The following is a 22,830-nucleotide window of genomic DNA, read 5'->3' as shown; positions in this document are numbered from 1 at the left end:
ATTTAATTGTCGGCATTTTAATTCTTGTGGTGATAGTAATATGTTTTTGTGGTTATAAGTTCTTGTTTAATAAACAACCTGAATCAGTTGCAAATGATTTTGAAAAAGAATTAGCAGAATGTGATAAAGCTATAAAACAAAATCCGAATGATGCATATATTGGATATGGATTTAGACTAAGAATACTGGGACTTAGATTTCCTGAAAAATATGAGTTGGCCCTTGAAGTTTATAACAAAGCAATTGTACTAAACCCTAATCATTTTCAGACTTATCTTAATAAAGGAGCGGTATTAATTCAGTTGGGAAAATACGATTTAGCTTTAGAAGCTTATAATAAGGCAATCGAAGTAGATCCAAGTCATCCTTATGCTTATAACAATAAAGCAGAAATATTAAGAAAGCTTGAAAAATACGAACTAGTACTTGAAGTATACAATAAAGCAATTGAAATTGATCCTAATTATTCCGATGCTTATTTTAATAAGAGTAAATTATTCGATGAACTTGGAAATTACGAAGTAGCTCTTAAGGCATATGATAGAGCACTCACATATAGGCATGATGACTATTTAGATTATTCTGACATATATTATAATATAGGAACAATTTTGAGTAGGATTCAAAAATATGATTTAGCTGTTAAAATGTATAATAAAACAATACAGCTTAATCCTGATGATTTTAGAGCTTACGTGAATAAAGGAATAGTTTTAGGAATTCTTAAAAAATATAATTTAGCATTAAAATAATGCAGCACTTAAATTAAATATCAATGATTATAAAGCACATCTTAATAAAGGCCTTACTTTGGAAAAATTAGGCAAATACGATTTATCTCTTGAATCATACAACAAAGCATTAGAATTAGAGCCAAATGACTTTGAGACACAAGCTCAAATACAAGCATTAGACATGCAAAAGGCTAAATAATAGTCATAATTTATTATGACTATTATAACGTACATATTAATTTGGTCATAATTATTATAATATACACGTTATAATGGTCAAGCACTTATAACCTAGTTATCCTCTAGTGGTACCGGAATTCCTACTTTTGTAAGTTTAGCTCCTTTTGGCTTTTTAATTCCTGCAAATTTCTGTTCTTCTTGTTGTTTTCGTAGTTTTTTTCCTATTTTTGCAGCTTCTCTGCTACCTTTAAGAGCACTTTTTACGGGCTTTGTGTTAATATTCGTAACACCTTTTGAAGTCTTAATACTTCAAATCTTTATCAAAATATTTTACGTTTGTAGCAATACTTAAATGGTAAACTCCGCTACCTTTTTGTATAAACTGATTTTGATTTTGTAAAGCTTTACCTTCTAAATCTAAGAATTTACCATCTTTACCAAAATCACCTACTTCTCCAACTTTTGTACCACTAAGATCATATGCGTAAAGTTTTTCTTCATGGAAATCTAGGTTGTTTAAAAAGTTCTCTATAGAATTCTTATCATTAGTAAAATTGCCTAATTCATGGGTGCCTATAATTTTCTCTTCTTTGCTTACTACTTTTTTCGTATTTTTAATAATTCCAAGATAGGCTAGAGCTTTTTTAAACTTACCCAAATTACGCTTTACCTCAACTTCTACGGGTCTAGAAAATTCTTTTTCTTTTACTTCTTCAACTTCTCCTATAACTAATTGCCCATCTATGGGGCTGCCCAGTTCATCTTTAAAATGAATTAATTTGGCATTTTACTCTATTTAAGTCAGTTTCTTCAGTTTGAAAATGTAGATGTTTTTTTCTGGCATAAATTCCTCCTTGAATAAATTGTGGTTTATTTCAAATGTAAAGGAGTAAATTAAATTTTTGCAAGAAGTTTTTATTGTTAGTTATTTCTCAATAAATAACAAATATTAAGAATTAAAAACTACTGTGCCATCCAGCCGCCATCTATCAAGAGTCCACTACCTGTTATTGATGATGCTTTTTTGTCACATAAGAATATTACTAAGTTTGCTATTTCATCAGCTGCTACAAATTTTTTCGTAGCTTGAGATTTAAGGATTACATCCCTTAACGCTGATTCTTCACTGATATGTCTAGCTTTAGCAGTATCTGCTATTTGATTCCTTACTAATGGTGTGTTGACGTAACCGGGACAGATAGCATTAACTGTAATATTATTCTCAGCCACTTCTAAAGCAACGGTTTTGGTAAGTCCAAGGATATCGTACTTTACTGCTACATATACCGACTTGAAAGGTGATGCGACATATGCATGAGCGGAGGCGATATTAACAATTCGCCTGAAGCCGTTTTTTCATAATCTGTATTGCGTATTTTGTAGTATAGAAAGGTGCTATTAAATCTATACGCAAAATTTGCTCCCATTTATCTTCAGGAAATTCATCGATAGGAGCAACATGCTGAATACCTGCATTATTTACTAATATGTCTATTTTACCGAATTCTTTTATTATCCTCTCAAACATAGAATGAATTTCATCAGGTTTTTCCAAATTTATTCCTTGATAAAATACAGCCCTTGCCCCAAGTTCTTTCAATTCTGCTGAAATTGTGGCTACTTCATCTTCTTTTGCAAAATGTTTTGCTATCTCAAGCCCGATACCGCTAGTAGAACCGGTAATAACTGCTACTTTGTCTTTCATTTTTATCTCCTTATAAAATATGTACTGTCATACCGTGGCTTGTACCAGCCAGCTAAATCGTCATTGCGAGCAGAGCCATAGGCTGCGTGGCAATCTCAGAACTTTGGCACTAGATTGCTTCGTCAATTACTTACGTAATTTCCTCGCAATGACAAGAAAATTAGAACCATGCAACAAAGCTGATCAAGTCACGGGATGACATATTTAATCAAGTAATATTTGTCTTTTATTTAAAAGTAACTTATATTAGATTACACTTAAAGAAATAATGTATAAATCTATGGAAATTGTTAATAGCGTTGATGCATCTGTATCTTGCCAGGGCAAAGAACCTCCATATGACCATCCGAAAGTTTATTTAGAGATAGATAAAAAAAAAAGAAGTTATCTGCCCATATTGTAGTAAGAAATTTAAACTAGTAACAAAATGACTATAAAATTTCTGTCAGAAAGTACTATCAACCGAATTGCTGCCGGTGAGGTTATAGAAAGGCCCGCATCGGTAGTAAAGGAATTAGTTGAAAATGCTGTTGATGCAAGTAGTACTAAAATAGATATTATTTTAGAACGTGCCGGTAAAAATCTAATCATTATTTCCGATGACGGTATCGGTATGACTGATAAGGAATTAGAAATTGCTGTTGAACGTCATACAACTTCTAAGTTTGATGAAAGCGATTTTCTAAATATTAATACTTTTGGTTTTAGGGGTGAAGCACTGCCGTCTATTGCTGCTATTAGCAAAATGCTAATTACTTCTAAAAAACGAGATGCCGACAAAGCATTTCAGATTAAGTTAATCGGCGGCAATGAAAAACAAGTTACTATTTCTGTTCATAATGAAGGTACTAAAATAGAGATACGTGATTTATTTTTTGCAACACCTGCACGTTTAAAATTTCTTAGAGCCGATAAAACAGAGCTTGCAGCAACTGTAGGTGTGGTTAAGAAAATCGCTCTAGCACATCCTAAAATTTCTCTTAGTTTAACACATGACGGCAAGAATTTATTAAAACTAAAGGGACAAAATAAAGATGCTGAAACTAACCTAAAACAGCGTATAATTGATGTAATAGGTGATGATTTTATAAAAAACGCCGCTTATATAGACTTCAAAACACCTGATTTCTCTATTTGCGGCTATACTAGTAGCCCGACATATAATAGAGCTTCAAGTGAAGATCAGTTTTTATTTATTAATAATAGACCAGTAAAAGATAAATTATTACAGGTAGCTTTAAGGGTAGCATATCAAGATTATTTAGCTCGTGATCGTTATCCGATATGTGCTATATTCTTACAAATCAATCCGCAACTTGTTGACGTTAACGTACATCCGGCAAAAGCAGAGGTTAGGTTTCATGACCCGAATTATGTGCGAAACTTATTAATAGAAGCAATTAAAAATGCTTTAACAAATAAAAGCCATGTTACTTCTACTACTATCGCCTCTGATGCTCTTGAGTTATTTAAAAATCCTTTAGTTAACAAACAATCGCCAGTAAGTAAAGTTATAAATGTTAATAGTAAATCGGCAGATTATAGACCTACTACTCATTCTACACTTAATACAGTTCCTCAAAATCATGTTTGTCAAAAATTAATCGATACATTATCACATGCTAAAATAGAACAAGAAGTAGAAAATCATATAGAACATGAACAGCAAACCCGTAAACAATATAAACTTGGGGCAGCTAAAGCACAACTTCATACGACTTATATTATTTCACAAACCGAAGATAGTATAGTGATTACCGACCAACATGCAGCACACGAACGTTTAGGGTATGAAAAAATAAAAGATTACCTTAAAACGGAAGAGTTAATCAAACAGCGTTTGCTTATCCCTGAGATAGTAGAACTGCCAAATGAAAAAAAAGCAGATTGTTTATATGACCATAGAGAAAAACTATATAAACTTGGTTTAACTCTAGAAAAATTCGGCGAAAAATCTATTATAGTAACTGAAATTCCAAATATCCTTGGAGATGTAAACGTACAAAAGTTAATTCAGGATCTCGCCGATCATTTATCGGATTTTGGCAAGAATATAGCTTTGACAGAGTTAATCGAGCATGTAACGGAAACTTATGCCTGTCATTACTCTATTAGAGCAGGACGAAAATTATCGGCAGATGAAATGAATGCCTTACTGCGTCAAATGGAAAATACGCCGCTTTCAGGTCAATGTAATCACGGCAGACCTACTTATATTGAGTTGAAGCTTAAGGATATCGAACGCTTATTTGGACGGTAACTCGTTTAATTTGAAAAATTGGCGTCATTGCGAACGACTGCAAGGAGTGCGGCAATCTCGGGAAATTAAAACTAGATTGCCACGCTCCTTTTAGTCGCTCGCAATGACGTATCTCTATTTATTTTGCAATGCCTAGTTTTTACTTGACTATTTTTCAATTTCGTTTTATTCTGCTTTTCTTAGAAAAATAAAATAATATCTTGATTTAAGGTGTCAGCTAATGGCAAAGAAAAATAAAAATGTTTTGGTAAGGCTAGTAAGTACTGCCGGCACAGGTGTTTTTTGGGTAAAGAAATGTAATCCGAAGACCCAAACCGAGAAGCTTTCTTTTCGTAAGTATGATAAAGTGGTTAGAAAACATGTTCTTTTTAAAGAAGAAAAAATAAAATAATTGTAAGTAATATAATATGGCAGTAAAAATTCGTTTAGCTAGAGGCGGTGCTAAAAAGCGTCCTTTTTACCGTGTAGTAGTAGCTAACGCAACAGCACCTCGTGACGGTGACTTTTTAGAAAAAGTCGGAACTTATGATCCAATGCTTGCTTCAGATAATAGTGAGCGTGTTGTTTTAAAAAAAGATCGTATAGAATATTGGCTTGGCACCGGTGCTAAACCAACTGAGCGAGTCGCAAAATTTATTGAGCAAGCGGGTGTTACTCTTCCTGAGAAAGTTAAAAAAGAAATGGAAGTGAAAGCAAAAAACCGCAAAGCTAGACTAAGTAAAAAGGAAGCTAAAGAAGCTTAGTTTATAGTGTATTTTCGTCATTGCGAGCAGGCATTGACTGTGTGGATCAATTCAGCCCCTGTCATCTCCCGCTATTTGATTGCGGGATTTAGTAAATTTGACTATTACAAGTTATTTTTCTAGATATTGTGGTCAAGCCACGGGTATGGCAGCACATATCTCTTCTCTATAATCATATTAATATGCCGGATTAGCTCAGTGGTAGAGCAACCGCCTTGTAAGCGGTAGGTCATCAGTTCAAATCCGATATCCGGCACCATCAAAATTTTTCTTGTCATACTGGGACTATCTTTATATAGATACCAAATCGTCATTGCGAGCAGCCGTAGGCTGCGTGGCAATCTCATGAAATAATAACACACTTCCTGATATTGCTTCGTCGAATTACTGTGTAATTCTTCTCGCAATGACGATTTACCAATCCATGCAAGCAAGCTTTCACAAGAATTATATAGAAAAAAACATACAATAGTGACATCCTTTAAAATTTTTATATATGATAGTAATCGATAAAACATCTTATAGAGCTGTGGGATTTGATAAACGTATTAAATTCCTAGTGCTACATTATACACAGTGTGATTTTAAGCAGTCTTTAGATTTTCTAACCGGTGAAAAGTTAAGTAGCCATTATTTAATAAACAATGAAAATCCTGAACATATATTTCAATTAGTAGAAGAGCGTGATAGAGCATGGCATGCTGGAGTAAGTTACTGGCAAGGTCATGAGCGTATTAATGATACATCAATCGGTATTGAAATCGTAAATCCTGCTTTTGAAGTAAATGCAAAAAACAATGATATAGTTTGGCTACCCTATTCGGAAAGGCAAATTAATAGTGTTATAAGTTTGTGTAAACAGATTATTGCTAGATATGATATTAAACCTACTAGAGTAGTTGGGCATTCTGATATTGCTCCAGGTAGAAAACAGGACCCTGGCCCGCTATTTCCTTGGAAACTATTATATGATAACGATATTGGAGCTTGGTATGATGAACAGGTGTTTAACGATCTATTGCCGCAAGTCGACATAACCGATATTGCAGCAATTCAGCAAAAATTTATTACATACGGTTATAAACTTGAAGTTACCGAAATTTTAGACTCTAAAATGAAAGATATTATAATTTTGTTTCAAATGCATTTTCGTCCTAGTAATTTTTCTGGCGATTTGGATGCTGAAACCATAGCAATTTTAGATGCATTAATATTGAAATATAAATCTGAATTAATATGATAAGATTTATAACTATACCGGATTTTGCGGATTATCAAGTTATTTTGAAATTAATGGAAGATTACGTTAACAAAGTAATTAGTGATCATGAGCCGGAAATTATTTATTTAGTTGAACATTCGGAAGTATATACAGCCGGTACTAATTATAAACAAGAAGAATTATTAAATTACGGTGATATTCCGGTAATTTACACAGGACGTGGCGGTAAATTTACTTTTCATGGACCGGGTCAGCGTGTTATTTATCCAATTCTTAATTTAGATTCACCAAATCGACACAAAGATTTAAAGCTATATATAAAAATGCTTGAAGAATGGATTATAAATAGCTTAAATTATTTTGGAATTAAAGCATATATTATTAAAGATAAAGTAGGAATTTGGGTAAAAGTAAGGAAAGATGAATTTGCTAAAATTGCTGCAATAGGTGTTAGAGTAAGAAAATGGGTTACATATCACGGTGTAGCTATAAATATTTCAACAGATTTAAGTAAGTTTAGTGGGATTATTCCTTGTGGACTTGAAGATTCTTTAGTAACATCTTTAAATCAGTTAGGGATTCATGTTGAAATGTCTGAATTTGATAAAATTATTCAAACTGAATTTAATAAAATATTTAAATGATCAGAAAATTTCTACTCACAATTTTTGCTCTTTGGGTCGGTGGTTTTGGTTATTATTTATATTTAATAAATTCTTATAAGCTTAATAGTAATACCACTAATGCAATAATAGTATTTGCAGGAGGAGGACATAAAATTGAAACCGGTATTGCTTGGCTTAAGGCAGGTTATGCACCTATATTATTTATTACTGGTATAGAATCTACAGAGCAATTAAAAATTTTGTTAAAGGAACGTAATGTTATAGAACAGCAGGTAATATTTGCTCCAAATAAAATAATATCTGAAGAAGATAATATTAAGAAAGTGGTTGATTTTATTGTAACTTACAATCTTACTTCAATAATTTTAGTAGAGCATAATTATAATATGCCTTTTATGCTAAATAAGCTTGAAAAAGCGATTCCTTCTTCTAATAATATCTATATAGTACCATATCCTGTTTTTTCCAAACAAAAATATGATGTGTTATTAAAATCCTATCATCATTATTTAATGAGTATACTCGTTTAATTTGCTTCTTTACTCTTTTCCAGTACAATATTTTAGAACGGCTACGCCAAATAATGCAGAAATTAAAGAGCCTATTATTACTGCAGCTCTCATAGAGTTTGAAGGGCAGCTGCTCTCAAACGTAAAATACTACCTATAAATAAACTTAGGGTAAATCCAATCCCTCCAAGTATAGCTATAGAATAAAATTTTAACCATGAAGTATCACTTGGTAAATTACAGAGTTTAAATTTTACAAATGGATATGAAAATAGCATAATACCTAATTGCTTACCTACAAATAAACCAAATATTATCCCATAAATTAAAGCAAGTATTGAGTTGGAACAAATGCCTTTAAATGCAAAATATTCTAAAAGGATACCGGAATTCATAAATACAAAAAGCGGTAAAATAAAGTAATTTACAAAAGGACGAGTTAAGTTTTCAAGTTTTTTAAAAGAAGTGTTAAATTCTCCTTTTATATTAACAGGTATAAAAAGTGCTATAATGGCTCTGCATAAGGTATCGTGAATACCTGACTCCACCATACTAATCCATAATAATAAACCTACAATTATATAATAAAATAATTGTTTAACTTGTCGATAATTCAATATAAACAAGATGAATATAATTATAGAAGAAATTAATAATGCCGGAGTATTGATTGTTTTAGTATAAAACAAAGCTAGTATAATTAACGCAAAAGCATCGTCAATTAATGAGAAACCTATAATAAAAGCTCGTAATTCTAAAGATATATGTCGGCTGAAAAAAGATAAAATACCAAGGACAAAAGCAGTATCAGTTGCGATAGGAATAGCCCATCCTTTTATTAATCCCGGTTTATCGTAATTAAAAAACATGTATATTAAGACAGGAATTACCACACCTCCAAGGGCTGCCGCTGCAGGTAATATTAGTTTTTTTATTTTTATGTTCACCTTCTACTAGGTGAAATTTCATCTCTAAACCTATTAATAAAAAGAAGAAAGTCATGAGACCGTCATTAACTAACTCTATAAAAGTTGTTTTTTGTACTTTTATAAGCTTGTATAATAAGTGTAAGAAGATATAATTATTAATTACAAAAAAATATCTAAGCAATTCTTATGTTAGCAGAACAGCAAACCGAATGGATTGAATGGATTATCAGCAATAACCTTGTAAATAAGGGATGGCATATAGATAATGATACTAAAAAGAATATTTATTTCCAAAAACCAAAATCAAAAACAGAACAGACAAGATTAAACGGAAAAAGACCGGATCATATCTTATATGAAAGTAATAATGATAAACCTATTGCAATAATAGAAGCAAAAAAGCAGGAGTGGATTTAAGGCAAGCTTTAGATCAAGCAACGGAATATGCAAAATTGCTTGATGTACCTATAGTGTTCGCAATGAATGGAGCTTACTGCGAAGCTCGTTTTGTTGCTAATAATAAAGAGCTTATATTAAACGGTGATGAAGTAAGGGAATTACTACATGAAAAAGAATTATTATCTGCTTTTTTAGAAGCAAGCAGTAATGAAGTTTGGACTATACCGAAAGAAATTAAAGTATCACGTGAAGAATTAATATCGATATTTAAAAACTTGAATAATCTTTTAAGAAATGAAGGGCTCCGAGCAGAAATAGAAAGATTTAGCGAATTTGCAAATATATTATTCTTAAAATTATTAAGTGAAAACAACGAAAAATCCTGGTGGAATAATATCAAAGCACAATCAAACGATGATATTATCGGTTACATTAATAGCTATGTTATAGAACAAATTAAGAATAAATACGGTGGTGATGTTTTTACGCCTATTTCTCTAGGCAATTACATTACTCTCCGCCACATTATCGATGCAATTGATCCTCTTATTTTATCTACTGATAGATACAGATATAAAAGGCGACGTATTCGAGTATTTCTTAGAAAAAACTACATCAACGGAAAAATGATTTAGGCGAATATTTTACACCGAGAAATATCGTTAAAACCATTATTAATTTGGTTGATCCTAAATTTAAAGAAACAATTTATGATCCTTTTTCGGTACCGGTGGGTTCTTAACTGAAGCTTTTAATTATATCAAAGAAAATAATATAATTAATACCGATGAAGATTTAGAAAAATTAAGATTTAATACATTATATGGGCGAGAGTTAACCAAAACCGCTAGAATCGCTAAGATGAATATGATTTTGCATGGTGACAGACATAGCGGAATTCAGCAAATAAATAGTCTTGAGAACCCTAATGATGTTAAACCCTTAACTGATCAGCAGTTAAAGTTTGATGTAATTGTTACTAATTGCCATTTTCTCAAACTATCACTAAAAAAACTAGCAAAAACGGCAAAACTATAACAGAAAATCATATAACTTCTCTTTTTAATAACGGCATTGCAAAAAATAACGGTGATGCTGCTTATGTTTTGCATTGCCTGCAAAATTTAAAAGAGGGTGGTAGAATGGCATTGGTAGTACCTGAAGGGTTCTTATTCAGAAAAGACACCGCTGCTGTTCGTCAATTTTTACTATCAAAAGCAAAGCTGCAACTCGTTATCTCTCTACCGCAAAGGTACTTTTTTACCTTATACAGGAGTAAAAACGTCAATACTTTATTTTATCGATGCACATAAACCGAATAATCAAAAAGAATATTAGTTTTATGAGGTTAAGAATATCGGCGTTATGTCTAGACAATAAAAAAAGAAAAATTGTCGGTATAAATGATTTAAACAGGCGAGGATGGAAAATTAAATTTATCTAAAATTCCTTTTATAGATCTCGATTTTTATCAAATAGCTAAAAAAGATTGGTGAAAAACAATGATATTTTAATGTGTAAAGACGGAGCATTAACTGGTAAAGTGTGTTTTGTAGATGATAAAATTTTACCGCAAATAGGAGTAATGGTTAATGAACATGTTTATATTTTTAGAGGGAATATTATACATCAATCTTATTTATTTTATTGTTTAAATAGCGATATAATTCAAAATCAAATTAATAAGAACTTAGCTTATAATAAAGGTGCTCAGCCTGGTTTAAATAGAGAACATATAAACTCAATTTATATTCCTCTTCTGTCTCTAGAAAAACAACAGAAAATTATTGAAGAATTGAATAGCTATCAAAAGATAATAGAGGGGGCAAAACAGATAATAGATAATTGGCATCCTTATTTTGAAATAAATAAACAATGGGAAATTGTTAAATTTGGCGATATCGTTATCAATAAATTAAAAAGTAATATTTTATCTCTTGAGCATAAGGAGTATACAACATTAATAGTAGGTAAAAAAGGTAAAATGATTAACATTAATACTGCAATTAAGGGGGATATTCCAGTAATAGCATCTGGTCTCGGGTTTAGTCCTTATTCACATAATCAATATAATTTTAACGGTAACATAATCACTATTTCTTCATCGGGAGCATATGCTGGATATATTTGGTATCATAATTCACCAATGTGGACTTCAGATTGTAACGTAATCTATTCAATTAATGAAAAACTATTGTTAACTAAATATCTATATTATATTTTAAAATCTCAGCAAAATATAATATACCAAATGCAAGCTGGATCAGGTCAACCTCACGTTTATTTGAAAGATTTAGAGGATTTACAAATTCCTATCCCGCCTCTTGAAGAACAGCAAAAAATGGTAACAGAGCTTGATAATAATCAAAGTAAGATTGACAACCTTAAAAACTATATAAAACAATTTGAAAACAAACTAAAAACCACATTAAATTCTCTTTGGCAATAATTGATGTACATTAACTACTTAAAAGATTTGATTGGTTTTAAGTCTGTAACTCCTAAGAGCGATGGGGCTATTGAGTATATTAATGATTTGCTTAAACAGCACGGCTTTAAGACCGAAATAAAAATATTCGGTGATTCTAAAAGTGAGCAAGTCACTAATCTTTATGCTGTTTTCGGTAGCAATGAGCCTAATATTTGCTTTGTTGGTCATGTAGATGTAGTGTTGGCAGGCAATCATGAGCTTTGGCATAATGCGAGTCCATTTAAAGTTAGCCAGCAAGATGGTAAGATATATGGCAGAGGTGCGGTGGATATGAAAGGGGCTATAGCGTGCTTTCTAGCTGCCAGTTTAGATTTTATAAAAAATAATACCGATTTTAAAGGTTCCATTAGTTTCTTACTTACTAGTGATGAAGAGGGAAAAGCAAAGCATGGTACTAAAGAAATGCTGCAATATATTTATGATCAAGGATATAAGATAAATTTTGCTATTGTCGGTGAACCTACTTGTGAAAAAGAAATAGGCGATGCAATTAAGATTGGCAGAAGAGGAAGTGTTAACTTTAAATTAAATATAGAAGGCTTAAGCGGGCATGTAGCTTATCCTCATAAAGCAAATAACCCATTGCCTTGCTTAATAATAATATTGAATGAGTTAACAAATATAAAACTTGATGAAGGTACTGAATTTTTTCAACGTTCAAATCTTGAAGTAACGAATATCGAGGTCAGTAATAATACTTCAAACGTAATTCCGGCAAGTACGGAAGCATCTTTCAATATACGTTTTAATAATTTACATAGTGCAGAAACTTTAGCAAAACAGGTAGAAGAAATTATTAAACAGCATTGTAAAGAATATAAAGTAGATTATAAGTTAGAATATAGTAGTTCTGCTGAAAGTTTTATTCAGAACCCTAGCGATAAAATAAAAGAATTTGCTAAAGTAGTAGAGCATACGCTTAAAATAAAGCCTGAATTCTCTACAAGCGGCGGTACGTCGGATGCAAGATTCGTCAAAAATTATTGTCCGTTAGTAGAGTTTGGTTTATTATCCGAAACGGCACATAAAATAAACGAATACACAAAAATTAGCGATTTACAAAAATTATATGATGTGTATTATAACTTTTTGATGGAAATACTTTGATGTCATTCCCGCAGAGGCAGGAATGACATAGAATCCATGCAACAAGGCCACCCTTTTACAGGAATGGCATTACCGCGGATGTGATGGAACTGGTAGACATGCAAGATTTAGGTTCTTGTGCCGTGAGGCGTGGGGGTTCAAGTCCCTTCATCCGTACCACTTAAATTTTCTCATAAAAAATAACATAAAATTTTTATGCAGCAATTTAGTATTTATCAAACAAGCGATGAATTGCTTCTAAAATCGATATTGCTTCTGATAGAAAAATGCTATCACTCTGATCTTAAAAGCGTGATATTAACTGCAGATGCAGATCAACAAGAAATGCTCAATAAAAATCTTTGGACTTATTCACGTAAGCAATTTATACCTCACGGTAGTAAACTTGATCCGCAGCCTGAAAAACAGCCGATTTATATTACCGATGAGTTACAAAATCCTAATAATGCTAGTGTGCTTGTTATTATTTCGCCTACAGATATAGGAAAAATTTTACAAGCAAAAGAGTATATAAGAGTTTTCAAAAGGATAATTATAATAACTGATTTACCGGAAGATTTAAAAGAATTAACAGTTAAAATAAATAAATTTACCGGACAGGAAAACAAAATAGATTGTTTTACTCAAAATCCTCGTGGAGCTTGGAATAAAGTAGTCTAATAAATTTATATTCTTTTACGTACAAATAAATATAATCCGATCGTTAAAGCAATAACCAAATTGAAATAACAAGCAAAAATAAAATCTAGATTTTTTGAAGCAAAATTTTGTAATATAAAATGAATTGAAGTAACTAGCAATACTGTTAAGGCAGAAAATAATACCGGCATAAAAGTTGTTTTTTTGCTATAAGGATATCTCAAAAAAACTGCAAGTGCTACAAAAGGTAATACAAAATTGTATAAAGGCCAAATTATTCTTTGATGTGCTTCAGCAATTAATTTAATTTTTTTAGTAATAGCTAAATCATGAGGAGGGGCAAGTAATTCGCTTATATAATATTCGTTTGCTTCTTTATTATGTTTAGTTCTTTGCGATACTAAAGGATTATCATTTTGCAGTTTTATCATTAAAGAATCGAAAGTTAACTGAGTTAAATTACCGTTTACGTCATATTCTTGTCTTATGCCTTTATTAAGTTCAAAAATCGGGCTATTATCATATATATTAAGAGTACCTGAACTCGCAAATACTACTGATGGGTTATCAGCGTTGCGATTATCAAATATTATTACGCCATTCATAATATTTCCTGCTGATTTTTTATCTATAAAAACAGTGATATCTTTCGTTACTTTATTAAAAGTTTTCTCTTCAATCATACTTGAGATATAATTATTCTTTATAAAGTTTAAACGTGATTTTAAGTTTATATGAGATAACGGCAGGATGTTAGAAGATATATAATAAGCAAGTAGCATAACTATTAATGCGACATATAAAGCAGGCAGTGCTAGCTGTACATTATTAACTCCTGAAGCTTGTAATATAATTAATTGTCGCTCGACTTTTAAATTATTATAGATATAGATCACGGTAATAACCGTTATTACCGGTAACAGAATAAATAATAAAGTAGGAAGTACTAAAACTATTAAACTGAAGAAGTCCATAACTTTTATACCTTTATCAAATAAATATAAAAGTTTTAATATTTGCGTTATCCATACTATACTAGTCACTGAAAAAGTAACGACTATAAGCAGCGGTAAGATATTTTTTATAAAGTATTTTCGGTATAGTAGCATAATGTTTGTTTGGTTTTTTGATGTCATTCTCGTTTTTAGCTAGGAGCGACATCAAACGCTTTTCAAAAACTGTCCAGTACTATGGATGGTTAGATGGTTTTTGGGGGAACTCGTTCCCGGTTCATTTCAAAATAATTAAAAACCAAGTGTACTGTGTGAACCTAATTGTATTAACTCCAATGTGTCAGCATCGGGTTTTCTATAAATTAATACTATTTAATATGACAATCTCTACAATCTTTCCAATTACCTATAAGGGCATGATCTCTCATATGTATAGGTCATGTTATATCAGCAACCAAGTATCTAACTGCTTTCAGTAAAATATCATCCAAATTTATTCCACGTTTAAACTGTGCAGTACGTTTAATCGTTCTCATTTAAATCAGATAACAAATTATTGATATTACCAACATGAACTAATTTGCCGCTTCTTGCAGCTTTCATAGCTTTAATTGTTTCATCATTTGGGATAAGTGGCTCAAACGGCAATGCTTTTTCACGAGCAACACGAAATAACAGCATACGAACAGCATCAGATAAAGTAAGTCCCATAGCAGCAAGCACTAAAGCTGCTTCTTCTTTCACGTCTTCATTAATACGGGCTCGCACAATAGAATCAGCAGACATAAAAATCTTCTTTCAATAATGTAGCTACATTGTAGCGTGCATATTAAAAACTTTCAAGATTAAAAAACAAGTTTTTTATATGTTTTTTCTTAATTACTGCCTCATTAATAGAAAATCCCCGATCTTTCTTATTATATGATTAAAGATGCGATAAATTAACTTACCTATCAGTATTGTTATAAATGCAATAATAATGCCGTAGATTATATCACTTGGGTAATGCATAGCAAGGCTTATGCGAGATAAAGACACGAGCATAATAACACAAATCATTAAGATTTTTAATGGTAATTTTATATAATTCCAAGCAAAATACGTTACTAACACGCTAAGAGCTGCGTGGCTGCTTGGAAAGCTTGAAAAGCATCTTTCGTTTGCAGTATTTATTATGGTCATGAAACTATCTACAGGAAGACTGCAATAAGGGCGAGGGAAATTAACTGAAAATTTAAGAGCGGTAAAAATTAAACCGAATACCCCGTATATTATACCGATTTCAACTAACTTATTATAATTGTGCCAGAATTTATTTTGCCGCTTCTTATCATTTTTGGTTTTCTTTAATTGAATATAAAAATATATACAGTATAAAATATATATTAAAGCGAAATTAGCGATATTAAAACAAAACGAAATTATTTTAAAAAAATAAGGTATAAAGCCGATATTAGTAATTTTATTCAAAAATAAGAATATTCCTTGATTTAAGCCGCAAAAATTATAAAAAACTTCAAACATTATTTTAAATATTTATGTTACAAGTAACAATACTTGGGTGTGGAGCATCTATAGGCGTACCGGTGATCGGGTGCGATTGTAGTACTTGCACATCTCCTTCAAAGTACAATAAAAGGACTAGATCAGCAATATATATTAACGATGAAAATAGTCAAATATTAGTTGATTTCGGTTTTGATATTAGAAATCAACTATTACGAGAAAAGATAAATAAGCTCGATTGTGCTATATTAACACATTATCATTCCGATCACGTTAACGGCATCGATGATTTACGAGTATTTACTTTTATGCAAGGCAAGCCATTTGAAATCTATACAGATCACGATAGTACGGCAAAGCTCCATACAAAATTTGATTATCTATTTAACAATAAGTTATTTAAGCTTGGGCGACTGTTCACAACTCAATCTGTTAGTTTTTTTGATAAAATTAAGATTAATACTATCGAAATACAATTTTTTAGACAGCATCACGGTCCTATAGATAGCTTGGGCTTACGTATAGGTGATTTCGTTTATTCGCCCGATTTAATCGATTTTCCTCCTGAATCAGATAAATTTTTAAAAGATATAAAAATATGGATATTAGATTGTATGGATTATAAATCAAATCCGAATCATGCAGGGCTTGATAAAGTTCTAGAATGGCGTGAAAAATATAAACCTGAGCAGATATTATTAACCAATATGAGACACACGATAGATTATCATGAGATTACGAAAATGCTTCCAAATAACGTTAAGCCGCTTTATGACGGTTATAAATTTACGGTCTAGTTTATGATTATTTTAGAAAAAGTTTGTAAGCGTTATGGCAAGAATTATGCAATTAAGAATATTGATTTAAGTTTTACTACTAAGGAAACTACTGTAATAATCGGTCCTTCGGGAAGCGGTAAAACTACTCTGCTTAGAATTTTAAATAATTTAGAAGAACCAAGTAGCGGTACTTTTTTGGTAGACGGGAAGAAGCTACTGCTTAAAAATAGAAGAAAGCTTCTTTTAAAAGTTGGTATGGTTTTTCAAAATTTTAATCTATTCCCGCATTTAACGGTAGGAGAAAACCTAATCTATACGCCGGTAAATGTTTTAAATTTGCCAAAAGAACAGGCAATTTCTATGGCAAAGGAATTGCTTGCAAAATTTAAGCTAACGCAAAAATTTGACTCATATCCGGCAAGCCTATCAGGAGGGCAAAAGCAACGCACCGCAATAGCAAGGGCTTTAATGATGAAGCCGAAAATTTTGTTATTCGACGAACCGACTTCGGCACTCGATCCTGAAAATATTAAAGATGTTATAGAGAATATAAATTTATTAAAAGATCAAATGAGCATGGTAGTGGTCACGCACCATTTGAAGTTTGCAAAATTAATAGCGGATCGTGTTATTTTTATGGATCAAGGACAGATTTTAGCAAATCAGCCTGCCGAGGATTTTTTTAATAAACCGGCATCGCATCGAGCTAGGTTGTTTTTAGAGAATATCGGCGATTTAAGGTGATTTTCTTGATAAAGATAAAATGATAGCCTATAATTAGTATTAATTATAGGTATCCTCAATGAACTTAAAAAACTGGCTACGTCGTCTAAATAAGTTCGTAGGTAGCCACGTATTAAGGATACGCTCCGCTCCTAGTCTTGTAGACTACTTGCTCTTTTCCAAGTTGATCTTCGTATAACTTTCTTCGTTTACTTGGAGTCAATAATGGAACATATTTATGCAAATCTAGCAGTTAGTATATCAGAATTTAAAAAAAGCCCTACTGCATTATTGGATAAGGCAAGTGGTGAGCCTGTTGCCTTATTAAATCATAATAAACCGACTGCTTATCTAATTCCAGCTGAATTATATGAGCAAATTATTGAAGCTTTAGATGACAAATATTTATTAGAGCTTGCTACTATTAGATTAAAAGATAAAGAAAAGGCAATAGCGGTTAATTAGTATATAATTTGTTTAGAAAGCTGGATTCCTGTTTTCGCAGGCATGACATAGAATCAATAAATAATATCGCCATATGAATAAAAAGCTTATCCTATTTTTTAGTATAATGTTACTATTATCACATCGTACAGTTTTGGCATAGACATGAGTATAATGACCGCAAAAACTAAAAAGCTTGAATTACAAGGAGGAGCAATTGCAATTTTATACAAAGGTGAAGTTATTTATAAAACAACGTTTGGAAATTAGAAAGGTAATAGTGGAGTTATTTATGGATAAAACTTTATTTCCTTTAGCATCGGTTTCAAAAGCTGTTTCAGCAACGGCAATTGCATTAATGGTAGATCAAGAAAGTTGAGATTTTGATGAAAAATTCAAATTACCATACCTAAAAATGCTATTAGTCTTAATAATATTTTAAGCCATACAACAGGTTATCAATTCTCAGGAAATATTGAAATTGAGCAACGTTGCTAAAAAAACAACAAGCTAGTTGTAAACCCGGGCAATGCTATAAGTATAGTAACATATTTTAGTTTACTTGAAGAAGCTTTAAATTGTAAAAAATCAAGTTTAAATGCTGCAATAGATAATTTGCGTACAACGCTTAAAACGCAAGATATACAAATATTACCGCTAGGGCCGAATGTACAACTTGCTTATCCGCATTCTAAAGCAATAATAGACGGACAGGAGGTAATAACATTGCTGCCGTTTCCGCCTTATTACCCAAAGACGGTACCTGCATCTGTCGGTATTTTTGCATCGATAGATGGAATGATTGAAATATTCACACTTAGTTTTGGTTATAAACCGAATCTTATTGCTAAAAGTACTTTAGATCGTATGTGTAAAATAGTAAAATCAAACAAAGATGTTTTTGGATTTAAATGGTAACCGATTTGGCCTATTGATCAAAAAATGATTGAGTCATATTATGCTCTTGGATGGCGTATTCTTAAAGTAAAAGGATGCTCAAATAAGGATTTAATTTTTCACTCAGGCTATATAATTAACGGTAAATTCTTTTATTGGCTTTATACCGTCAGAAGAACTTGGAATTATTATTCTAGTGAACCAAGAAGGTAGTTTTCCACTTAAAAATGGGCTGGGACTTTGGTTTGATTATATAGATTAAAATTTATATACTCAGATAGAACTTCGTATACCTATTCTTTATTTACTTGTAGTATATTATATGAATAAAAAACTCATAAAACTTATTTTTATCATTTGTAGCACCGTAATTGTAACCGGTTTATTATACAAATATATCAATCAACATTATCCAAAATTTTTTAAAGCACCACAAAATATAGGGAGTTTTTGTGCGTCATTATTAATATTATTTAGTATAATTTACAGTACTATTAGCCAAAATGAAATACGCAGATTTTGTTTGCAATTAGCAATGTGGGCAGTAATTTTCTTAGTTATAATAACCGGTTATGCTTTTAGGTTTGAGCTGAACTACGCTTATCATAGAGTAATGTCTGCTTTAATTCCATCATATAAATGGTCTACTGAAGTCGGAGAAATTATTATAGCCCGTAGCAGAGACGGGCATTTTTATATCAATGCTTTTGTAAATAACGTTAAAATAAAATTTATGGTAGATACAGGGGCAAGTGATATAGCTTTAACTAAAGAAGATGCTCAAAAATTAGGCTTTGACTTAACTAAATTAAAATATACTAGAACTTATCTAACAGCTAACGGCGAAAATAAAGCCGCCCCTATAACCTTAAATAGTGTAGTAATCGGTAAGGAATTTAAGAACATCAAAGGACATGTAGGTCTTGGTGACCTTGATATTTCGCTTCTTGGTATGTCGCTACTTGAGCGTTTCAAAGGTTTCAGGATTGATAAGGATTTATTGATCTTGAATTATTAAACTTCTTGTATAACTTGCTTCTAAAGGCAATTTGTACGTCGATCCTAATCCCTAATCTTCACGTATGTCTATATATGCTGCAGCGGCAAGTGCTTCCGTGTATCCTTTAAATTCCTCTCTATAAACTGCTTTGGAAAGATGTCTATTTTTTACAAATTTCCTTTTTATTAAGAAATAGTTAAATTATTAATTATTTCTTGGCCTTTATATCAAAAAGTGCTAACATGCCTTTTTTAAATAAAAGGGGTTTTGTGTATAAATCTAAATATGACGAAATCAATTTGTTTAATGCTATTTACAATGAAGACATTAAGAAGATCAAAGAACTTGTCAATAATAAGATTATAATATTGATGTTGTTAAACTTTATCTACAAGATGCTTGTAATTTGAAAAATTTTTTAGAAACCGGTAAAAAAGAGCTAACAGAAGAGCAAAAAGAAAAATTAGAGCAAAAGTTAGATAAACTAAACGATATGATTACCCCTTCTCTTAAGGATAAAATAGGGATAAAACGCTATTGAAATATAAAGAAATATATAATGATGACAACAATGAAGAATATCAAATATTAAAAGAGAAACTTAAAGTTTTACCTGAGATAGTGCAAACAGAGCTTAACGAGATGTTGGGGATAATACATCTTATTGTGATGATATGTTGTGAATAAATATGGATACCAAATCGTCATGAGCTAAGCGACTAAAGACGTTGTTGCGTGGAGCAGTTTTTCCGTCATTGCGAGGAAATTTACAATAGTAAATTGACGAAGCAATGGGAAGAATTCCTGAGATTGCCACGCTCACTAACGTTCGCGTGCAATGACGACTTGTATCCACTCAACACGATCTCTTTGCAATAATGACATAAGAGCCGTGTTAAAACGGCATTTTAAAGCCTGGTGGTAATCTCATACCGTTTAAAGCTCCTGATAAAGAATTTTGAGAATCTTCATCACATTTTTGTTGAGCATCATTAAAGGCAACTTTAATTAAATCCTCAAGCATTTCTTTTTCTTCTGCTTTTAATAAAGATTCATCAATTGAAATCTTTTCAACTTCGCCTTTACCGGTTGCAATAACCTCAACAAGTCCGCCGCCGGCTTTACCGGTATATCTTGCATTTGCCATTTGCTCTTGAGCTTCTTGCATTTTCTTTTGCATTGATTGGGCTTGCTTTAAAAACTGATTAAAATTTACCATAATTCTATCCTATATATTTTTAGCTTTTAAGTAAAATATCCGAAATTGTTATATTTGGGAAATGTTTTTTAATTAAACCAAAATCGTTACTTGCTTCAATCTTACCAATTAACTGATTCTTTAAGGTTTGCTTGTTCTGCTCTTTTATTATTACTATCTCAAACTTTTCATTAGTAAAAGCAGCTAACAAATCGTCTATTTGTCTTTTTATTTTGCTTGTAACTTCAAGACTTACGAACTCTAATCTATTATTACTGAGATTTTTAAGTTCCGTATGATTGAGCAGGAAATAATATATATCTATCTCATTATTTTTATATAAATATTCAAGAAAATCTACAATTTCAAATTTTTTTTTTATTTCCGGATTAATTGATTGATTTAAATTTTGATTATTACCGTCAAAATCTGTAAGCAAGGGTAGCGACGTCGAATATATAGATTTTATAACTAACATTTCCGTTTCTGTTAGTTGGTTATAGGAAATTTTTATTTCCCCTACTCCCTTATTATATATTTGCCATAAGATTGATAAGTGCGGCAAGCTGGTTTTATCTAATATGTTTTTAGTTCTATCATTAAATGATTCATATATAGGCAAACTATAATTAGGTAACATTTTTACTTTATTAAGATAAGCAATAAAATCTGATGCCGATTCTATAAAAATCTCAAGATTAACCGAAGAACCGTAAAGTTTATTTATTAAATTTATAGCTTTTTCCGTCTCTCTGTGGATAATACATTCGACAAATTCTATTATAACCGAACTATCGACAAGCCCAAGCATTTGATTAATTACTTGAGGACTAATTATATTGTCAGATTTTACCGACATACTAGCTGCTTGATCTAAAATAGAGACTGCATCACGTGCCGACCCTTCCGATTTGTAAGCTATAATTCTTAGTGCTTCTATATCGGTTTTTAAATTTTCTTGCTTAGTTATATATTCAAGTAGCTTAAAAATCTCTTCAAAACTCAACCGCCTTAAATCATAACGTTGACATCTTGAGATAATAGTTGCAGGTATCTTTTGTACTTCCGTCGTTGCAAAGATAAATATTATATGAGGTGGTGGTTCTTCCAGTGTCTTGAGAAGTGCATTAAATGCCCCTTTAGAGAGCATATGCACCTCATCAATAATGAAGATTTTATGCTTACCTTGTAGGGGCTTATATTCGGCGGATTCTATAATTCTACGTATGTCATCTACGCTAGTTTTACTTGCCGCATCAATTTCGATTATATCAGGGTGATTATGATTATTAAAGCTGATGCAATTCGTACATTGCTCGCATGTTTTAATAGTCGTATTTTCGGTAATTAAAGCAGAACAGTTGACGGCTTTAGCAATAATTCGGGCGGAAGTAGTTTTACCGACTCCTCTAATACCTGTTAAAAGATAGCCTCCGGTGAGCCTATCGTTTAAAATAGTATAGCTTAAAACTTTGACTAATACCTCTTGCCCCTGAAGCTCGGCAAAGTTACTAGGACGATATTTCCTTGCAAAAGGAATATATTGATTTGATGAATTTATATCTAGCACGATAGTTATAAGACTTTATAAAAAATTTATTTTGTATATGTTTTACTGAGAATTCCTGCTTTCGCGGGAATGACATAAAACGAGCCGCCTTAATGACATCAAAATTAGAATAATGCTAGTAATGACCCATCGAATCCCACTCTGGCTGCTTCCTTTCAGACCTGACCGACTAAACAGGTACAATGCCCACTACTAGCATAATTAACATAACCTGTT

Annotated in this window: 31 protein-coding genes, 2 tRNA genes, 1 other RNA gene and 4 pseudogenes; 27 read left to right on the top strand and 11 right to left on the bottom strand. The window is 31.6% G+C overall.

All coding sequences use genetic code 11. The features are described from left to right. The first annotated feature begins 62 nt into the window (after nucleotides 1–62). Both RPR_RS07645 and RPR_RS07640 read left to right on the top strand, forming a co-directional pair. Nucleotides 63–752, top strand: a complete 690-nt coding sequence (locus RPR_RS07645) for a tetratricopeptide repeat protein (RefSeq protein ID WP_012737076.1) — start codon at nucleotides 63–65, stop codon at nucleotides 750–752. Between the two features lie 58 nt (nucleotides 753–810). Next, entirely contained in the window at nucleotides 811–933 is a 123-nt protein-coding gene (locus RPR_RS07640; RefSeq protein ID WP_014273887.1) for a tetratricopeptide repeat protein, read from the top strand. 282 nt (nucleotides 934–1,215) lie between these two features. Here RPR_RS07640 and RPR_RS07635 read toward each other — a convergent pair whose 3' ends face one another. The 3 genes from RPR_RS07635 to RPR_RS09600 all read right to left on the bottom strand — a co-directional run bounded on the left by RPR_RS07635 (nucleotide 1,216) and on the right by RPR_RS09600 (nucleotide 2,619). Next, nucleotides 1,216–1,572 carry a hypothetical protein gene (locus tag RPR_RS07635; protein ID WP_228368855.1) on the bottom strand — a complete coding sequence of 119 codons (357 nt, stop codon included), beginning with the start codon at nucleotides 1,570–1,572 and terminating at the stop codon, nucleotides 1,216–1,218. Nucleotides 1,573–1,877: 305 nt separating this feature from the next. Beyond that, a complete protein-coding gene (locus RPR_RS09605; protein ID WP_085065781.1) occupies nucleotides 1,878–2,243 on the bottom strand; it encodes an SDR family oxidoreductase in 366 nt (121 codons plus the stop codon). 1 nt (nucleotide 2,244) lies between these two features. Next, a complete protein-coding gene (locus RPR_RS09600) occupies nucleotides 2,245–2,619 on the bottom strand; it encodes an SDR family NAD(P)-dependent oxidoreductase (RefSeq protein WP_266105315.1) in 375 nt (124 codons plus the stop codon). 268 nt (nucleotides 2,620–2,887) lie between these two features. Between RPR_RS09600 and RPR_RS07620 the strand changes: the two are divergent. From RPR_RS07620 to RPR_RS07585, 8 genes and pseudogenes are all read left to right on the top strand, one after another. Next, nucleotides 2,888–3,050: pseudogene (locus RPR_RS07620) on the top strand (zinc-finger domain-containing protein). Then, nucleotides 3,047–4,879 carry a DNA mismatch repair endonuclease MutL gene (gene mutL / locus RPR_RS07615; RefSeq protein ID WP_012737075.1) on the top strand — a complete coding sequence of 611 codons (1,833 nt, stop codon included), beginning with the start codon at nucleotides 3,047–3,049 and terminating at the stop codon, nucleotides 4,877–4,879. The pseudogene RPR_RS07620 and the gene mutL overlap by 4 nt, the downstream one beginning before the upstream one ends. A gap of 220 nt (nucleotides 4,880–5,099) precedes the next feature. Next, nucleotides 5,100–5,270, top strand: coding sequence for a 50S ribosomal protein L33 (rpmG, locus tag RPR_RS07610; protein WP_012737074.1), 171 nt, complete (start codon nucleotides 5,100–5,102; stop codon nucleotides 5,268–5,270). A 16-nt stretch (nucleotides 5,271–5,286) separates the two neighbouring features. Then, nucleotides 5,287–5,622: a 30S ribosomal protein S16 gene (gene rpsP / locus RPR_RS07605; RefSeq protein ID WP_004997078.1), complete on the top strand. Its 336-nt coding sequence runs from the start codon at nucleotides 5,287–5,289 to the stop codon at nucleotides 5,620–5,622. Nucleotides 5,623–5,806: 184 nt separating this feature from the next. Continuing rightward, nucleotides 5,807–5,881 (top strand) — tRNA-Thr (locus tag RPR_RS07600). A 237-nt stretch (nucleotides 5,882–6,118) separates the two neighbouring features. Beyond that, on the top strand, nucleotides 6,119–6,862 hold the full coding sequence (locus tag RPR_RS07595; RefSeq protein WP_012737073.1) for an N-acetylmuramoyl-L-alanine amidase: 744 nt from the start codon (nucleotides 6,119–6,121) through the stop codon (nucleotides 6,860–6,862). Then, complete coding sequence (gene lipB, locus RPR_RS07590) at nucleotides 6,859–7,488, top strand: lipoyl(octanoyl) transferase LipB (protein ID WP_012737072.1); 630 nt, start codon at nucleotides 6,859–6,861, stop codon at nucleotides 7,486–7,488. The genes RPR_RS07595 and lipB overlap by 4 nt, the downstream gene beginning before the upstream one ends. Beyond that, a complete protein-coding gene (locus tag RPR_RS07585) occupies nucleotides 7,485–8,000 on the top strand; it encodes a YdcF family protein (protein ID WP_012737071.1) in 516 nt (171 codons plus the stop codon). The genes lipB and RPR_RS07585 overlap by 4 nt, the downstream gene beginning before the upstream one ends. Nucleotides 8,001–8,089: 89 nt before the next feature. Here the strand turns inward: RPR_RS07585 and nhaA are convergent. Further along, nucleotides 8,090–8,981 (bottom strand): annotated as a pseudogene (nhaA, locus tag RPR_RS07580) (Na+/H+ antiporter NhaA). Nucleotides 8,982–9,094: 113 nt separating this feature from the next. On the opposite strand from nhaA, the gene RPR_RS07570 reads away from it, so the two are divergent. The 9 genes and pseudogenes from RPR_RS07570 (at nucleotide 9,095) to RPR_RS07525 (ending at nucleotide 13,565) form a co-directional block, all read left to right on the top strand. Continuing rightward, nucleotides 9,095–9,325 carry a hypothetical protein gene (locus RPR_RS07570; RefSeq protein WP_085065780.1) on the top strand — a complete coding sequence of 77 codons (231 nt, stop codon included), beginning with the start codon at nucleotides 9,095–9,097 and terminating at the stop codon, nucleotides 9,323–9,325. Beyond that, nucleotides 9,316–9,942, top strand: coding sequence for a hypothetical protein (locus tag RPR_RS09370; RefSeq protein ID WP_228368854.1), 627 nt, complete (start codon nucleotides 9,316–9,318; stop codon nucleotides 9,940–9,942). Before RPR_RS07570 ends, RPR_RS09370 begins: the two co-directional genes overlap by 10 nt. Nucleotides 9,943–9,965: 23 nt before the next feature. Further along, nucleotides 9,966–10,049, top strand: coding sequence for a hypothetical protein (locus RPR_RS09960; protein ID WP_080582477.1), 84 nt, complete (start codon nucleotides 9,966–9,968; stop codon nucleotides 10,047–10,049). A gap of 17 nt (nucleotides 10,050–10,066) precedes the next feature. Continuing rightward, nucleotides 10,067–10,620: pseudogene (locus tag RPR_RS09955) on the top strand (class I SAM-dependent DNA methyltransferase). A 179-nt stretch (nucleotides 10,621–10,799) separates the two neighbouring features. Further along, nucleotides 10,800–11,135, top strand: a pseudogene (locus tag RPR_RS09360) (restriction endonuclease subunit S); the annotation flags it as partial. After that, a complete protein-coding gene (locus RPR_RS09585) occupies nucleotides 11,121–11,756 on the top strand; it encodes a restriction endonuclease subunit S (RefSeq protein ID WP_228368938.1) in 636 nt (211 codons plus the stop codon). The pseudogene RPR_RS09360 and the gene RPR_RS09585, both read left to right, overlap by 15 nt. 3 nt (nucleotides 11,757–11,759) lie before the next feature. Continuing rightward, nucleotides 11,760–12,905: a succinyl-diaminopimelate desuccinylase gene (gene dapE / locus RPR_RS07535; RefSeq protein ID WP_012720113.1), complete on the top strand. Its 1,146-nt coding sequence runs from the start codon at nucleotides 11,760–11,762 to the stop codon at nucleotides 12,903–12,905. Nucleotides 12,906–12,979: 74 nt separating this feature from the next. After that, nucleotides 12,980–13,064 (top strand) — tRNA-Leu (locus RPR_RS07530). Nucleotides 13,065–13,100: 36 nt separating this feature from the next. Then, a complete protein-coding gene (locus RPR_RS07525; protein ID WP_004997101.1) occupies nucleotides 13,101–13,565 on the top strand; it encodes a DNA polymerase III subunit chi in 465 nt (154 codons plus the stop codon). 5 nt (nucleotides 13,566–13,570) lie between these two features. Here RPR_RS07525 and RPR_RS07520 read toward each other — a convergent pair whose 3' ends face one another. From RPR_RS07520 to RPR_RS07505, 4 genes are all read right to left on the bottom strand, one after another. Further along, nucleotides 13,571–14,653: an LptF/LptG family permease gene (locus tag RPR_RS07520; RefSeq protein WP_085065833.1), complete on the bottom strand. Its 1,083-nt coding sequence runs from the start codon at nucleotides 14,651–14,653 to the stop codon at nucleotides 13,571–13,573. 212 nt (nucleotides 14,654–14,865) lie between these two features. After that, entirely contained in the window at nucleotides 14,866–14,925 is a 60-nt protein-coding gene (locus RPR_RS09355; protein ID WP_228368937.1) for a type II toxin-antitoxin system YafQ family toxin, read from the bottom strand. 94 nt (nucleotides 14,926–15,019) lie between these two features. Continuing rightward, complete coding sequence (locus RPR_RS07510; protein ID WP_012151450.1) at nucleotides 15,020–15,283, bottom strand: type II toxin-antitoxin system RelB/DinJ family antitoxin; 264 nt, start codon at nucleotides 15,281–15,283, stop codon at nucleotides 15,020–15,022. 93 nt (nucleotides 15,284–15,376) lie between these two features. After that, the gene (locus tag RPR_RS07505; protein WP_012737068.1) at nucleotides 15,377–16,021 is read right to left on the bottom strand and encodes a phosphatase PAP2 family protein; all 645 of its coding nucleotides are present in this window, start codon (nucleotides 16,019–16,021) and stop codon (nucleotides 15,377–15,379) included. 14 nt (nucleotides 16,022–16,035) lie between these two features. Between RPR_RS07505 and RPR_RS07500 the strand changes: the two genes are divergently transcribed. The 8 genes from RPR_RS07500 to RPR_RS09580 all read left to right on the top strand — a co-directional run bounded on the left by RPR_RS07500 (nucleotide 16,036) and on the right by RPR_RS09580 (nucleotide 20,387). After that, complete coding sequence (locus tag RPR_RS07500; RefSeq protein WP_012737067.1) at nucleotides 16,036–16,800, top strand: MBL fold metallo-hydrolase; 765 nt, start codon at nucleotides 16,036–16,038, stop codon at nucleotides 16,798–16,800. Nucleotides 16,801–16,803: 3 nt separating this feature from the next. Further along, a complete protein-coding gene (locus tag RPR_RS07495; RefSeq protein ID WP_010977895.1) occupies nucleotides 16,804–17,526 on the top strand; it encodes an amino acid ABC transporter ATP-binding protein in 723 nt (240 codons plus the stop codon). 204 nt (nucleotides 17,527–17,730) lie between these two features. Next, nucleotides 17,731–17,970, top strand: coding sequence for a type II toxin-antitoxin system Phd/YefM family antitoxin (locus RPR_RS07490; RefSeq protein WP_012737066.1), 240 nt, complete (start codon nucleotides 17,731–17,733; stop codon nucleotides 17,968–17,970). Between the two features lie 196 nt (nucleotides 17,971–18,166). Beyond that, complete coding sequence (locus RPR_RS08385) at nucleotides 18,167–18,328, top strand: beta-lactamase family protein (protein WP_162009631.1); 162 nt, start codon at nucleotides 18,167–18,169, stop codon at nucleotides 18,326–18,328. 236 nt (nucleotides 18,329–18,564) lie between these two features. Beyond that, nucleotides 18,565–18,867 carry a hypothetical protein gene (locus RPR_RS07485; RefSeq protein ID WP_010977894.1) on the top strand — a complete coding sequence of 101 codons (303 nt, stop codon included), beginning with the start codon at nucleotides 18,565–18,567 and terminating at the stop codon, nucleotides 18,865–18,867. A 24-nt stretch (nucleotides 18,868–18,891) separates the two neighbouring features. Continuing rightward, entirely contained in the window at nucleotides 18,892–19,059 is a 168-nt protein-coding gene (locus RPR_RS07480; RefSeq protein ID WP_228368853.1) for a hypothetical protein, read from the top strand. A gap of 109 nt (nucleotides 19,060–19,168) precedes the next feature. Continuing rightward, nucleotides 19,169–19,864 (top strand): TIGR02281 family clan AA aspartic protease, encoded by a 696-nt coding sequence (locus tag RPR_RS07475; protein ID WP_012737065.1) that lies wholly within the window; start codon nucleotides 19,169–19,171, stop codon nucleotides 19,862–19,864. Between the two features lie 388 nt (nucleotides 19,865–20,252). Beyond that, nucleotides 20,253–20,387: a hypothetical protein gene (locus RPR_RS09580; RefSeq protein WP_014365091.1), complete on the top strand. Its 135-nt coding sequence runs from the start codon at nucleotides 20,253–20,255 to the stop codon at nucleotides 20,385–20,387. 354 nt (nucleotides 20,388–20,741) lie between these two features. Here RPR_RS09580 and RPR_RS07465 read toward each other — a convergent pair whose 3' ends face one another. From RPR_RS07465 to ffs, 3 genes are all read right to left on the bottom strand, one after another. After that, nucleotides 20,742–21,065 carry a YbaB/EbfC family nucleoid-associated protein gene (locus tag RPR_RS07465; RefSeq protein ID WP_010977891.1) on the bottom strand — a complete coding sequence of 108 codons (324 nt, stop codon included), beginning with the start codon at nucleotides 21,063–21,065 and terminating at the stop codon, nucleotides 20,742–20,744. Nucleotides 21,066–21,084: 19 nt separating this feature from the next. Next, nucleotides 21,085–22,614: a DNA polymerase III subunit gamma/tau gene (gene dnaX / locus RPR_RS07460; RefSeq protein WP_012737064.1), complete on the bottom strand. Its 1,530-nt coding sequence runs from the start codon at nucleotides 22,612–22,614 to the stop codon at nucleotides 21,085–21,087. A 107-nt stretch (nucleotides 22,615–22,721) separates the two neighbouring features. After that, nucleotides 22,722–22,815, bottom strand: an RNA gene (gene ffs / locus RPR_RS07455) — signal recognition particle sRNA small type. Nucleotides 22,816–22,830: the final 15 nt, after the last annotated feature.

It is taken from the genome of Rickettsia peacockii str. Rustic (genome assembly GCF_000021525.1).
GTDB lineage: Bacteria > Pseudomonadota > Alphaproteobacteria > Rickettsiales > Rickettsiaceae > Rickettsia > Rickettsia rickettsii.
Note: the sequence above shows the minus strand (reverse complement) of the source record. Positions and strands in the feature narration are given on the sequence as shown.